The organism is Hymenobacter sp. YC55 (genome assembly GCF_029433095.1).
In the GTDB taxonomy this organism is placed as follows: domain Bacteria; phylum Bacteroidota; class Bacteroidia; order Cytophagales; family Hymenobacteraceae; genus Hymenobacter.
Map to the genome: position 1 here is coordinate 418,655 of NZ_JARNTX010000003.1, position 13,778 is coordinate 432,432.

8 protein-coding genes are annotated in these 13,778 nt (G+C 58.1%); 2 read left to right on the forward strand and 6 right to left on the reverse strand.

The annotated features are described in order from the left end of the window. The first annotated feature begins 50 nt into the window (after nt 1–50). Nucleotides 51–674: a Crp/Fnr family transcriptional regulator gene (locus P1X16_RS22145; RefSeq protein ID WP_277233871.1), complete on the forward strand. Its 624-nt coding sequence runs from the start codon at nt 51–53 to the stop codon at nt 672–674. A gap of 111 nt (nt 675–785) precedes the next feature. After that, a complete protein-coding gene (locus P1X16_RS22150; protein ID WP_277233873.1) occupies nt 786–1,520 on the forward strand; it encodes an SDR family NAD(P)-dependent oxidoreductase in 735 nt (244 codons plus the stop codon). Between the two features lie 630 nt (nt 1,521–2,150). Here the strand turns inward: P1X16_RS22150 and P1X16_RS22155 are convergent. The 6 genes from P1X16_RS22155 to P1X16_RS22180 form a co-directional block, all read right to left on the reverse strand. After that, a complete protein-coding gene (locus tag P1X16_RS22155) occupies nt 2,151–3,938 on the reverse strand; it encodes a RagB/SusD family nutrient uptake outer membrane protein (RefSeq protein WP_277233875.1) in 1,788 nt (595 codons plus the stop codon). An 11-nt stretch (nt 3,939–3,949) separates the two neighbouring features. Then, the gene (locus P1X16_RS22160; protein ID WP_277233877.1) at nt 3,950–7,183 is read right to left on the reverse strand and encodes a SusC/RagA family TonB-linked outer membrane protein; all 3,234 of its coding nucleotides are present in this window, start codon (nt 7,181–7,183) and stop codon (nt 3,950–3,952) included. A gap of 41 nt (nt 7,184–7,224) precedes the next feature. Next, the gene (locus P1X16_RS22165; RefSeq protein ID WP_277233879.1) at nt 7,225–7,896 is read right to left on the reverse strand and encodes a DUF3826 domain-containing protein; all 672 of its coding nucleotides are present in this window, start codon (nt 7,894–7,896) and stop codon (nt 7,225–7,227) included. A 266-nt stretch (nt 7,897–8,162) separates the two neighbouring features. Continuing rightward, nucleotides 8,163–9,065, reverse strand: coding sequence for a sugar phosphate isomerase/epimerase family protein (locus P1X16_RS22170; RefSeq protein WP_277233881.1), 903 nt, complete (start codon nt 9,063–9,065; stop codon nt 8,163–8,165). 15 nt (nt 9,066–9,080) lie between these two features. Then, nucleotides 9,081–10,523: a sialate O-acetylesterase gene (locus P1X16_RS22175; RefSeq protein WP_277233883.1), complete on the reverse strand. Its 1,443-nt coding sequence runs from the start codon at nt 10,521–10,523 to the stop codon at nt 9,081–9,083. Between the two features lie 2 nt (nt 10,524–10,525). After that, the gene (locus tag P1X16_RS22180) at nt 10,526–13,720 is read right to left on the reverse strand and encodes a DUF6298 domain-containing protein (protein WP_277233885.1); all 3,195 of its coding nucleotides are present in this window, start codon (nt 13,718–13,720) and stop codon (nt 10,526–10,528) included. Nucleotides 13,721–13,778: the final 58 nt, after the last annotated feature.

Below are 13,778 nucleotides of genomic sequence, written 5' to 3' on the forward strand. Positions count from 1 at the left end.
TTTGATGACGCTGCCGCACGCGGCGCCTGCCGCTTGTGTTCCTTGCTGCCATGAACGACTCTCCGCTCACCGACTTTCTGCTGCAATTTCATCATTTCACCCCGCAGCAGCTGCGCTTGATTCAAAGCCGGGCCGTGGCCCGCACCTACCAACCCGGGGCCTATTTTTCCCAAGCCGGACGGGTAGCACAGGAAATTGGCTTTATCGTGTCCGGCATTTTTCGCGTCTGCTATTTTGACCGCGAGGGCACCGACAACACCAAGTACTTTCTCGAAGAAAACCACTTCGTGGTGGACCTGCAAAGCTACCAGTACCAGCAGCCCTGCACTGAGTACGTGCAGGCCGTCACCGAGACGCATGTGCTCGTGTTTGAGGCGCGCGCCTGGCAGGAAATCGGCCTAATTATGGTCGACTGGCCGCAGGTTGAGCACAAACTCTTCACGCAGGCGCTGTTAGAGAAATTGAACCGCCGCAGCGCCCTGGTCAGCCCCAACGGGACGACCCGCTACACCCAGTTCCTGACCACGTTCCCGGGCCTGGCCAATCGCATTCCGCTCGCGCAACTCGCCTCCTACCTGGGCCTGACGCCGCAGTCGCTGAGTCGCATTCGGCGCAACCTGGGCCAGCGGTCCGCTGGGCCTGCCACCAGCGCGCCGGGTTCGGAGGGCAACTAGCTCACCCCGTGAGTTAAGCTCATGCAGCCAAGAACGTATTTACCAAAAGGTAAGTAGGTCACATCACTGAAACCAGACCTTTGTGGAGTACTCTACCTACTTGTACTTCCCATGAAACATGTTCTCATTACCGGTGCCAACAAGAGCATTGGCCTGGAAACGGCTCGACTCCTGGTCCAGCAAGGCTATTTTGTATACCTGGGCTGCCGGGACTTAGCCAAAGGGCAGCAGGCAGTAACTCACCTGGCCGAAGCCGGCCTGACGCACGTCGAAGCCATACAACTTGATGTCTGCGATAAAGCTTCCATCATGGCTGCCGCAAAGACTATCCGCGAGAAAACTTCCATCTTGGACGTGTTGATCAACAATGCTGGCGTGCTGGGTGAGATGCCGCAAAATGCTTCGACTATCGGCACCGATCAGCTACGGAAGGTCTTCGACACCAACTTCTTTGGCCTCATTGATGTGACGCAGGCCTTTCTGGACCTGCTCGGGCCGGCGCCGGTTCCCGTCATTATCAACATCACCTCGGGCCTGGCTTCGCTCACCTTGCAAAGCGACCCCGCCTGGATCCATGCACCTTATAAACTAGCCGCCTACGGTCCCTCGAAAACGGCGCTCAACGCCTACACAGTGTTTCTCGCCGACGAGCTGCGCGCCAAAGGCTTTAAAGTCAATGCCGTCGACCCGGGCCAGACGGCCACCGACTTTATCGGGCACCAAGGGGGAGCGGTAGCGGATGCCGCCCGCTTTGTCGTGCAATACGCCACGATCGGTGCCGATGGCCCCACGGGCAAATACTTTAGCCGGGATGCGCCGGCCGGCGAAACCGAGAGCCCCTGGTAGCGAATGCACAGCAACTAAAAAGCACCCCGGGCGAATCGATGCAGGTAGGTGGCTGTGAATTGGGTGCAGGAATTCTACTTGCTTGACCAAGAAAACCCGTTTCAACCACTCTCATGCAAGTATAAGGTCGAATGGTGCCGGCCGAGTCAGCTGCAAGCAAGTTGTTGGCGCACCTAAACGCGTCGCTCGGGCCGGCTTGGTGGCCAAGCCCAGTAGCTGCACACCAGGCCCGCAGTAAGCGCGTTGTTAGGAGCCAGCCACCTCTCAGCTGGCTGTGAGGAGAGGCCGGCCGATAGCCGCGCTGGTTGAGCAGGTCTTGTAGCCGGTCATCGAGCATGTACGGGGACGAAAAGACCACTTGCCTTATCCTTGAATCAGTTGACACCAAGCCAGGTAGCACGGTCGCCTCGGCCCCACTATTGATTGGCATATACCGCTTGTTTGACTGCCGAATATGTTGCCGGTCCATTCCCCCCGGTAAGGGGCCTTATGAAAGTAGTAAGTGGTGTAATAAATTGCTATCAGGACACTAGGCTCAGTTCTGTAGGGCTTAGCTAGACCACAGCAAGAAATGTGCATTCTTCTGTACGTTTCGCCTCAACCATTACAGGCTTAACATTGCGCTAGTGCTTACTGCAGCGGGTCGAAGGCGCCACCCCAGGTATTGTTTTGGATTAGCTGCGGGTTATTGTCGATAGACTGCTGCGGGATGGCGAAGAAGTAGTAAGGGGATTTCCAGTTGATGGCGTAGCGGGTGTCCAGCACCCTGGGGGCAAGAGTGAAATAGTTAGTATACACTTGGTCGATGTCGAGATTGTCGCGGGTGGTGGCGAAATCGGCAGGTACGCCGGTGGTTTTCAAGGTGATGATAAGGGCTTCGCGGCGCTTGCCGTTGAGGCTTTCCACCTTTTTCCAGCGGCGCAGGTCCCAGAAGCGCTTACCCTCGAAAGCCAACTCTATTTGCCGCTCATATAAGATGGCATCAAACATCTGCGCGCGGTTCATATTCGCTTGCAGGCCGTAATTGCCATCGGTACCGGCTTCAATGCCTGCCCGCTGCCGAATGGCTTTGAGTTGCGTGTACGCCTCCGTGATATTATTGACACCACAGGCCGCTTCGGCCAAGTTGAGCAGCACTTCCGCATAGCGAAGCTCGATCCAGTCGGTGCCAGCGTATTGTACATCGTTGACGCCTAGTCTCGGGTCGATGGCTTTGCGCAAGTAGAAGCCGGTGTTGGTGGCGCCCGATGGCTCTACGCTGGTAGTGCCTCGGAGGTAGGTCCAGATCTTATAGTTGGTGTTGCCGTTCAGGGGCCAGTTCGCCCCGTTGTAGGCAATGGTTTTATTGAACCGCGGGTCCCGGTTTTTGTAGAACAACTGCTGGCTGTACGGGTACTTGGTTGATTCGCCCCGCTTTTTGCCGTCAAGCATGGGGAAGGCTTGCACCAAATCCCAAGTGGGCCGGTTGGAACCGCCTCTGGTACCGGTATAAGAAGGCCGGGTACCATTGTCGTACTCGTTGCTCTTCTTGTTTTGGGTGCCAAGGGCGGTGTTGTAGCTGGTTACTAGCACGGCCTCGGGGTTGTTCTGTTCTTCAAACCACAACTGGTCGAAAGAGGTGTGGAGGCGGAAGCCATTGGCGGTTAGCAGCGTCCGGGCCTGCTGGCTGGCGGCGAATGCCTTCTGCCACCTAGCGGCCTCGTCGGAGGGGTTGAACTGCGGGCTGGCGGCGTAGAGCAGTACCCGCGCTTTGAAGGCCGCGGCGGCGCCGCTCGTGATACGGCCCCAGGTGCCAGTGGCTGTCCACTTACCGGGCAGATACGCAATAGCCGAATCCAGGTCGGCGGTAATTTGGTTGAAGCACTCGGTGGTGGAATTACGCGGTAGATACGCTTCGTTGCGTGCTTCTTCGCCTACAGCTTGTAGCGGAGTGAGTACCAACGGTACGCCGCCGTACACCCGCACCAAGTCGAAATAGCGATAAGCACGGAAGAAAAGAGCCTCCCCTTTAAGCTGATTACGGGGCTGAGCGGAAATCGGCGACCGTTCGAGGCCCCGGATGAACGTGTTGATCGTGCGGATCTTCCCGTAGTTGGTAGTAGCACCTATGGCAGTACCAATATCCATTACGTCGTTTTGGACGATGGTCCCCTCGAAGTACTTGCTTTCCCCGTACGCTTCCTCCGACAATATGCTGGGGTTGGTGGCCCCAATACCAATGCTGGTTTGGCCAAACCAGTTCGGTAGGTTTTGGTCGTAGATGTAGCTCAGGTTGAGGAACGCTAGTTGCTCGTTCTGAAAAACCAGGTCTTCGTTGGCGGTGGTGAGGTCGATTTTGTCGAGGGTATCCTTGCAGCCCGCCATGGTCAGCACGGAAGCCGAAAAAGCCAATAGGGTAGCTATGCGAGTGATTTTCATGAGTTCAGTGATTAGAAGCCAACATTCAAACCCAGCGACAGTGACCGAAGCGTCGGGTACACATCGTAGGCGCCCCCGTACGTTTTGTAACTGTAAGGATTGTAGAAGTTGATCGGGTTGACTGCCACGAAATAGACTTTCACGCTGCTGATGTTGGCGCGGCTCACGAAGGCGGAGGGCAAGGAGTAGGAAATGGTGGCGTTGCGCATGTTGGCCGACAGCGAGTTTCTGTACCAGAAGGCCGAGTTGCGGTCGTAGCTGTTGCTGGTGAAAGGCGCTGGATAGGCGGCGTTGGGGTTGTCAGAAGTCCAGTGGTCGGCCCAGAAATCGGGTCGGTTGGAAGTGGCCGTACCTACTTTGCGGGCCGGCCCTTCCACCAAGGCTTGGCCCCCAAACGACATGCCCATGGTCAGCTGAATAGTCAGGCCTTTGTAGCTGATGCTCGGGTTGAGGCCAACACCGTAGTGGTTGTTGGCTTTCCTGTTCAAGTACGTTTCGTCGTCCTCGGTAATCTTGCCATCGGGTGCGGTGTAGTTGCCGGACGCATCCTTGGGGCCCCGAACGTCCTCGTAATACAACATCCCTGGCTTAGGCGCGTCGCCGAACAGGGTGTACTTGCTGTTGCCTTCTATGGCCAGCCAGTTGTCTACATCTTCCTGGGTGCGGAACATGCCTAGGTACTTGTAGCCGGCCACGCCCGGGTCGCTCGAGCGGCCAGTAGGGTCGTTCCACTGCCCAATCTTACCCCGCTCCACGTCCATCCGAATCTGCTTGTCGTCGTTCCAGGAAAGGAACGTATTCACTTGGTACGAGAAGTCGTTGTTGATTTTGTCGCCGTAGCCTACCGATAGTTCATAGCCGAAGCCATTCACGCTGGCATAGTTTTCCGAAGGCAGCGCCGCACCAATCACTACCGGCGCGGAGGCCCTGATTTCGGTGAGCATGTTGTAGCGATGGTCGTAGAAACCGTCCACGCTAAACGAGAGGCGGTTATTCAGCAAACGAGCGTCGATACCCACGTTATACTTTTCGTTGTTGTCCCAGCGCGCCCGGCGGTTCGCCAGCGCGTTGTTGGGCGTTGCGGTTTGGGTCCGGTCGCCATTGCCGCCGAATACCGCGCCTTTGCCGATCTGGAACTGGTAATTTTCCTGCCAGTTGTAGGGTTTGGTGGCATCTCCCCCGAGCAAACCCACTGAGCCACGGAGTTTCAGGAAGTTGACGGTATTGCCTTTCGGGAAGAAGTTTTCTTCGGTAAGCACCCAGCCCGCCGACAACGATGGGAACAAACCCCAGCGGTATTCAGGGGCAAAGTTGGTGGAGCCGTCGTAGCGCAGGGCTAGCTCGGCAAAGTACTTGTTGGCGAAGTTATAATTGATCCGGCCGGCGTAGGAGAGGATGCCTGATTCTCTTTCGGTTTCCTCGACCACCAGATCACCCGTTGCAAAGCGGATGTTGTCGAGGCCCCCCGGAATGATACCGGTTTTGGAGCTTTTGGCTTCGTCGTAGTGCGTTTCAGCTTGTTCGAAGAAAGCCAACGCCGACACGTGGTGCCGACCAAACTGCTGATCGTAGTTCAAATACCCGTTGAACTGGTACGAATCCGTATAAGTCGGGGTCAGCAGGATGATGTCGCCGTTTCGGATGTTGCGCTGCTGCACCACATCACCCCCCGGAATGTGCCGATGCTCGCCTTGGCCCCTGTATTCGGTTACTAGGTAGCTAGTACCGAAATTCTTGCCGAAGTTGTTGTCGAGAATGCGGCTATAGAGCACCCGGGCCTTCAGGCCTTTCAGAAAAGGAAGTTCGTAGTCAACGTTGGCCGTCAGGTTCAGGCCGGTATTGCGCTGCGAAGCATAGTTGCCCGACTTCTGCACCTCAAAGAAGTGCGTAGCATCGATGGTATTCGAGTTGCTGTTTCCGGGCGTGGTGTAGGCCGGGTTGCCATCCACATAAAAAGCCTGATACTGGGGCGTCCAGAGCAACGACCTCATGTCGTTGTCTGGGCTCTCCGAGCCCTGTTTGAAGTAGTACGTGCTCCGCTTGAATATATCGCCGCTCAGCGAGAGACCCGCCTTCAGGCCAGTAGCTACGGTCACGTCGGTGCTGGCCCGGAACGTCCACTTGTCGGAATTGATGTTGTCGAAGTTGCCGTTCTGCTTGTTGTACGTCACGCTGGCGAAGTACGTAGCCCGGTCACTGCCGCCGCTTACGTTCAGCGCGTTGCGCGTGACGATAGATGGTTTCCACGCCTCCTTCAGCCAATTGGTGCCATTATTGGCGAAGTATTCCAACTCATCGGGCGTATAAATGGCATTGTCGGTGGCGGGGAGGCCCCGGTAAAAGTTATAGTCGTTGAGGTAAGTGGCTTGCTCTAAGCCGCTCATCATACTCGGCAGGCGCACCGCATCCGACATGCCCACCGAGCCGCTGTAGGAGAACTTGGCCGGGCCCGCTTTGCCCCGCTTGGTGGCTACCACCACCACGCCCTGGTTGGAGCGGGCCCCGTAGATAGCGGCGGCAGCATCCTTCAGCACCGAAATGGCTTCCACCTCCGACTGGTCGAGCAGGTTGAAGTCTTCCTCACTGCGGACCACGTTGTCAATCACGAAGAGTGGCCGGAGTGTACCACCATCTTTGGAGAGGTTCACAGGGTTACGAACCGTAATCTGGCCTTTCTCGCCGGGCCGGGCCGTGCCGCCGCTCACGCCTACGCCCGGCTGTTGTCCCGCTATGGCCGTGGAAAGGCTACCGACTGGCAACTCTTCAATGGCCTTCATGTCCACGGTAGCCACCGCGCCGGTCAGGCTCACTCTGGACTGCGTACCGTAGCCCACTACCACTACCTCGTCGAGGGCCGCCGCGTCGTCCACTAGCACAATGTCGAGTGAAGTGCGGCCGTCCACCCGTATTTCCTGCTTTTTGAAGCCAATAGAGCTGAAAACCAGCGTTTCGTTGCCGTTGGGCACGTTGAGGCGGAATACGCCTTTGGCATCGGTGGCGGTGCCGGTGGTAGTCCCTTTTATCACCACGCTCACGCCCGGAATACCTTCACCCTTGGCATCGCGCACCGTGCCCGTGAGGTTCATGAAGGCCTCGGAAGCGGCGGGGTGCGGAGCACTCGTAGCAGAACTAGCCGTGGCATTAGCTACGCCGGCACTCAGTAGAAAACCAGCTAATAAGGCGCAGGCCGCTTGCTGATTAGGGCTGAGCGGGCGGGTGGGAAGTTGGGGTACGAAACGGGTCATAGCAGCTGATTTATGAGAAACACATGCTCTGGAATGCTTGCTTACTTGCTGCCCTCGGCCGCACGGCGGGCTTGCCAGTCTTTGCCGGCCTGGTTCATGTCGATGCCCGCCGCCGACAGGTAGTTGTTGATTTTGCCTTTGTATTTGCCGAACCACGCGTGTTTCTTCTCCGACGTGCTGGCGTCCATGGCGTGCTCGCGGGCTTCGAGGAGCCACGCCAGCATCTGAGCTTTTTGGGCTTCGGTCAGGTTGGGCAGCATCTCGTTGTAAGCGCGCATGGTGTTGGGCGCCACGTTGTAGGTCATGCCGTCTTTCACCTGTCCGATTTGGGCGGTTGTCAGGTGGCGGCCGAGCTTTTTCAAGTATTGCGCGTGCAGCTTGTCTAGCGCGGCGGTGGTTTCGGTTTCCACCTTAGTTGCTTCCGCTTTGGTGGCCTCGTCTTGGGGCTTGGCTTTGAGGGCGGCCAGCTGCGTTTTTTGCTTTTCATGGATGTCGTTGAGCTGCCGGTATTGGTTGGCAATGACATCCCGCACTTGCACGGAAGTTTTCGGGTTCAACTCACCGAGGGTAGCTACAATCTTGCTGGCTCGCTCGGTGATGGTCCGGGTATAAGCGGCTTCCTTGGTTTCGGCCGGCGGGGCTGTCTGCGCCGAAGCAAGACAAGCGCTGGATAACAAGCCGGCCAGCAGTAGACTGCTTAATGAATTCTTCATAATGACGTGTAACTTCAGTGCAGCAGCAAGTTACATGTACAGTAGGGGGGCTATATACAGGTTTTAGCCAACTTGTTGTAGGATATTACCATATACGATAAGGGCATTTTACAACTCCTAGGCAATCGACTACGTAAAGCCTCGCCACTCTACCTTTTAGCCTGATAAGAAAGAAGGCAAAGGCCTAGAAATCAGTCGTTATAGCAAATAAACGACCTACCTATTCTGCTATTTACTTCGGCACTCAGGCAGGTGAAGCAGCCAGCTTAACCGGCCTGGAAAATAGACTTCAGATAAGTGGTATTGGCGCCGAAATTCTTCTTCACGTTGCGGGCGTCGTTGGCATCGCGCGAGCGTTCAATCACCAGCCAACCTTCCCAATTCATCTCGGCCAGTGTCTGCTTGACGCGCTTCATATCAAGGCGGGTGTTGTTTTGCAGCCACACGCCATCTTCGTCGGTGCAGTGTAGTTGGCAGATGCGCTTGCGGCCCAAGATTTTAAGCTCTTGGTGTAAGTCGCGCCCTTCCTTGAGCGGGTTCGAGAAGTTGAAGTAGATCTGGATGTGCTTGGAATTGATTTCACGCAGCAATTCCACTTCGCCCGTGGCATCGAGCGCCGTTTCGATGCCCACCACGACGCCCGCTTTCTGCGCCATGCGACCCACTATTTTCAGCCGCTCCACAATAGCCGGGCGCAGTTCGGGGTTTTTCGCCAAGTCGCCCTGCGTGCCGAGGGGCAGAAACGCCACCTTCACGTTCATGGCCTTCATCGTGTCGAGGCAGTCTTGCACCATGCGCTGGTAGGTGGGACGGGTGGCAAACGATTGGGCGTAGAAGCCCGTCATGGCCAACGAGCAAATTTCTAGGTTCAACTCGCGCGCTTTGTCGAGGAACTGCTGCCGGATTTCTGGCTTAGCGAGTTGGCTGTCAAAGGTTTCGCGCTGGCCGAGGCCGCCCATATCCACTTCCACGCCATCGGCCCCGATGTCTTTGGTGAGTTGCAAGGCGCCTAGTTTCTGCCGCTTGAGAATCATCAAGTCAACCACGGCAATCTTGTAGGACAGCTTCTTGCTCCGGGCCACTGCCCCCGACCACGGCAGGAATAGCTTCGCGGTTAGCAAGGCGCTTGCTGTAAGAAAAGCACGACGGGTAAGTTCGTTTTGGGGCATAACCTGCGCGGTTAGTTAGTGAACACTGACCTTAACTTCGGGCTTGTCGGTGCGGAACGGCCGGGCCGGAAGCCCCGAACTGGAAAACAGATTCGGCTGTGCGGCTTCGTGCCAGCCGAAGCGCACGGCTTTGGGCTCGGTTACGCCGGAGGCGGAAACCAGTACAGTTTTGCCTTTGATGCGCGCTTGCGCCGGCACGAACACCCCATCGGCTCCGGCCACCTCAAAGTCGGTAAGCGGCTTATTGTCTTTGCTGACCAAGCGGCCCCCGAGTGGCTTGAACGAGATAGTTGCCACCTTGCCTTTCACCGTCAGGGCATTGAATACCGGCCCCGATGCTTCCACATCTTTTCGGGCGTAGGTGGAAGCTAGGGCCACTAAGGTCAATCGCCGCCCGATTTCCCACTTGAACGGCGGGTGAATGTCATCGAGCTTGGTAGCCAGGTCGGTGGTGACAATCATACCGGTGTGCGGCAGTTGCAGTACGGCTTCCTGCGCCTCACGGAATTTGGGCAGCGTTTCGCGGTTGAGGGGTACCTTGGTGTCCTTGGACTCCGAATACTTGAAGGGCGCCAGCTGCACGTAATAGAAGGGCAGGGCCGGATCTTGCCACGCCGCACGCCAGCTTTCGATTAGCGTCTTCATTTTGTGGGTGTAGGTGCTGGTTTCGGCCAGAAAACAGTTGCTTTCGCCCTGGTACCACAAAAAGCCGCGCACCGCAAACGGCACTAAGGGTCGTATCATGGGCTCGTAGAATTTGCCGGGGTCACCATCCACCTTTTGGGTGGCATAGTACGGGTCGAGTGCAAAGGCTTCTTCGGAAATCCAAGGCTCGATGCGGCTGCCGGGAATGGCAGAGGAAATTATACCAATCGGCACTTTCAGGTGGTCATGCAGCTCTTTAGCAAAGAAGTAGGCCGGCGCCGAAAACGACCGGAGCGCCGAATCTTGCGCGATACTCCAGCCGCGGTGCAACGAGTCGGGCTTCACTAGCTCCTTGCGGTTCACCAGAAAAATGCGAATCAGGGGGGTATGAGCGCGCTCCAACTCCTTCAGCGGACTAGCATCTTCAGTGGCCGGAATCGTTGCCTTGCTGTTCTTGCGCATGGTGTACTCCATGTTCGACTGCCCCGAAGCCAGCCACACTTCGCCCACCAGAATATCGCGCAGCCGGATGGTGTTCTGGCCAGTAATCACCAGTTCCGCAGGTTTTGCCGAAGCAGTTAGCGGCTGCAATGTCACCTGCCACTTGCCCGCCGCATCGGCGGTAGTACGCTGCTGCTGACCGGCGAACGTTACCGTCACAACCTCATGGGGGGTGGCCGTACCCCAAACAGGCAGCGGTTTGTTGCGCTGCAATACCATATTATGGCCTAATACCCGCGGCAGCACCACATCAGCGTGTGCTGGTGCGGCTACTCCAAGTATTGTCAGCAAGCCAAGTAACTGTGTTTTCATGGTTATTTCTTAACTAACCATACCACGTTGGCACCAACTGATTGGCCGCTCAGCGTCACTGTTTGGCCACCTTTCACCGTTTCTTTTGAGGCAGTGACCTGACCCGTTTTCGGGTTGATATGACGAACAGCAAATGTGCCTTTTACCGCCGATAGATCTAGCTGCACCGGCGCTGCACTTTCGCGGTACACCAAAAAGCCGGTTTTGTTGTCGCTCATCAGCCACTGGCCGGCCGGCTGGCCGCTTAGCTCCACGGGTGCCATGCCGGCTACGGCCGCCGCAAAGCGCGCATCCGAAACCTGCGGCACCGACGCCAACGACCCACCCGCGAGCAGTACCGCCCACCCGAATGCATCATAGCTGTCGGCGGAGTAGAGCACGGCTTTGTCGGGGAATTGCTTGCGGTATTCGCGCACGGCCCGGTACACTTGCTCGAACGAACTGCGCTTGGGCTTAAGCAAACGGGCGTGCTGACGCGGCGCTAAATTCTGGCCGCCGGCTGGCGCGTACGTGGTGCCGTCGGCTTGGTAGTGCCAGTGGTTGATGTCGATGACGTCAACCACGGCGGCCCGGGCGGGGTCGGCCAGAATGGCGTCTTGCACGTCTTTGGTGGTACTCAGGGCAATGGTGGCCGCTTGGCCGGTTTCCGTTTCCCACTCTTTGATGGTATCCAGCCAGAACTGCACGAACGCCAGCGGACCCGTAAACTCGGCCCCAATCAAGTGAATCACGCCGGACTTGCCCACGAAGTTGTTGAGGCACTGCCGAATGTAGGCCCGGTGCAAGGGCCGCCGGGTGGCATCCGTCACGTCGTAGAACTGCTCGGCCATGAAGATGCGCTTGTCGCCGGCGTAGGGCGCGGGTTCGGGGAAGCCGGTGTTGTTGATGTTGTTGACGGGCCGCCACGGAAAGTCGGCGTAGTGGGCACCGGCTTCGATGATGTTGTGCTGGAAATAGTGCTGATTAAGCAGCACGAGGCCTTTTTGATCGGCTAGGTCGGCAAACTCGGCCAGGCGGCACCAATACCAACGGTTGTACTTGGTAAGGTCGTAGCGACTGAGGCCGTCCCAGGCGGTACCGGTGCCGCTACGGGCGAAGGGCAATTCGTAAAACGGGGGCCATACCTCGCCATCCATGCGCTTTACCCGCTCGTGGTCGTCGCGGCGGCGCTCGTACCACAGGCCGTAGTTGTGCGCCAAAGCCACCACGTTGGCGGCCCGCATAGAATCCGTCAGTTCGGGTAGATCGTCGGTGAGGCCGCGGCCCGTCATGCCCGGCACGAAGCGGGTGACGTGCGGCTTGGGGTTGCGCAGCACGTAGGGCCGGGCGCTGCCGTTCCACCACGGCACTTCCTGCCGCCGACCCATCAGGAGGGCGTTGCCGCGCACTACCACCCCGCGCTCCACCTGCAGCGCCGCCGCGTACGCAGGCTTGGCTACCGGTTTCACCTTCAGTTTGTCGATGGTGGGAGCCGTGGTTTGGGTGGGGATGGGCTGGCGGCTCGGCGCGGCCTGAATGAAGGTTAGCACGGTAGGGGCGGCCTCCGTCGATAGTTTGGTTAGCTCCTGCGCCACGGCTACCGGTGGGCTGCTGGAGGCTTCGGTGGATATCGGCAGCAGAATAGCGCGGCTGGCTACGGTGGCCCCGAGGCGGTCTTGCAACTGCGCGTAGTACAGGCTGCGGGGTTTGATGTGCTCGTTTGATTGCTCCCAATGCCCATTGCCGGCGAACTGCGCCCAGGTGCCAAAGGCCCAATTTTGCGCCGTGGGCGGCTGGTAGCAATCCACGCGGGCGGCGGTGCACTGCCAAAACACGCTGTTGGCGGCGGCCCAACCAGCTCCCTGCCCGTCTTGCTCCCGGTTGCCGAAGCGTAGCGCCTGGCCGTATTCCTTCACGATGTCAAACAGAGTGCCCGCGGCCCAGCTATCTATGCTACCGCTGAAACTGTAGGCGTCCTCGGCTTCGCACTGCACAAAGGCATTGGGGCCGGCCGCGCAGTAGCCCACCGCAAAATCGTGGTAGCCAGATTGGGCGTACAGCCGCTGAAACAGCGTTTGCTGGCCCTTGGTCATAAACGTATTGCGCCGCTCGCCCCCGATTTCCGACACGGGTTCGGTGGAAATGCAGTCTTCTACGGTAAGGCGGCGGACGGTTTCTTGGGCTAGCACCGCCGAGCCGGCAAAACGCCGAAACGCTACCTGCCGCACCCACGCATCTTGCACGTTGTCCAGCACCACGGCCATCCAGCGGTGGTCTTCGTCTTTCGGATTGCGGGCGTCTACCGCGGATTCCAAGCGTAAATTTTCGACGCCCACCTGCGTGAGCAGCCCCGGCCAGGTAGCGCGGGCCACGGTGCCGCCGCCGTAGGTTTTGTCGAGGGCCGTGGTGATGGGCGCATCCAGCGTGAGGCTGGCGGCCTCAATGGATACCACCTGCCGGTCCCAGAACAAGTCGCGCTGGCCGGGTTTCCAGCCCAGCGCCGACTCGCCGCCCCCGAACGATTGGGTGCCAAGCTTCTCGATCCAGGCCGCCGTGGAAGGCCGCTGCACCCGCACCCGGTCGCCCACTTTGAAGGCATTAGGAGTGGCTACCCGCATCGTGCGGGCATTGACGGGCACGTAAGCATCGGTAATAGCCTGAGCGGCTTCTAGCTTGCGGTCGTTGCGGCCAGCTATCGTTATCAGGTTGTCGCGCGAGTAGCCAGTGCCGACGATGGTGGTGCCATCTTCGCCCATGCCGCTGCCTCGCAACACCACGCCCGAGGCCCAAATCAGCAACCGTCCTGCTACCTCGTGCTTGCCTTTACCTAGCAATACCGCCCCCCGAAATCCATCCTTGCCCAGCGGCAGCCCCGCCACGTAGTCCAGCGCTGCTTGAATCCGGACCGTGGCATCTCCCGCCTGCACCGGCACTACCACCCGGATAACCACCATTGGAATGCCTTGCTCGCCGGCCCGGTAACCACAGTAGGAAAAGTCGGGCACTCGGTTGCCCAAGGAGTCCGGCGCGTATATCAACTTGCCATCTTTATCGGTGGCAATAGGGGGTGGGGGCACCGGCTTTTTAGGCGGTTTGCCGCCTTGAGCCAATGCCGGAACAGCGCTGGTAGCTAACAGAAAGACTAGAGTAGAGAGGAAGCGTGGTAGGGGCACGGTGCGCAACGAGGTGGCGTTGGAAGAAATGCAAATGAATGTCAACGCTGAAACCAGAATTGTTAAAAGAAGCTAAAACGCTAGCTCCCTTTTCATCTGAGGA